Source organism: Pseudomonas sp. HY2-MNA-CIBAN-0224, assembly GCF_040310285.1.
GTDB lineage: Bacteria > Pseudomonadota > Gammaproteobacteria > Pseudomonadales > Pseudomonadaceae > Aquipseudomonas > Aquipseudomonas helleri.
The window spans coordinates 1-251 of record NZ_JBEOPQ010000750.1 but is presented as its reverse complement, the minus strand read 5'-3'; the positions used below and the strand labels follow the sequence as shown (position 1 = coordinate 251).

Genomic DNA, 251 nt, shown 5'->3' with positions numbered 1-251 from the left:
AACTGAGTATCTAGCAGGCTATAAATGTTTAGGTCTCAGCTTCAATATCGAGTATGGGTTCTTCAACCGTATTGACGATTCTAGATTCGACATACGAGCTGCTATGTGCCGTGTCGGTAGTGATTGGATAAATCTCTAAGCGTTCCAATTCTGCTAATAAATCTTGGATGACTTCTTTTTTACGAGTGACAAAAGTGGACGCAAAGCAGCGCCAGAATTTCCAGCCAGCACGTTCAAGAATACGCTGACGT

The 251-nt window shown here is 42.6% G+C and carries 1 protein-coding gene; it reads right to left on the bottom strand.

Features of this window, described 5'->3' with window-relative positions:
- Window positions 1-28: 28 nt before the first annotated feature.
- Window positions 29-251 (bottom strand): putative endonuclease domain-containing protein (locus AAEZ03_RS28335; protein ID WP_350583279.1); only part of this gene is annotated, 223 nt, incomplete at its 5' end.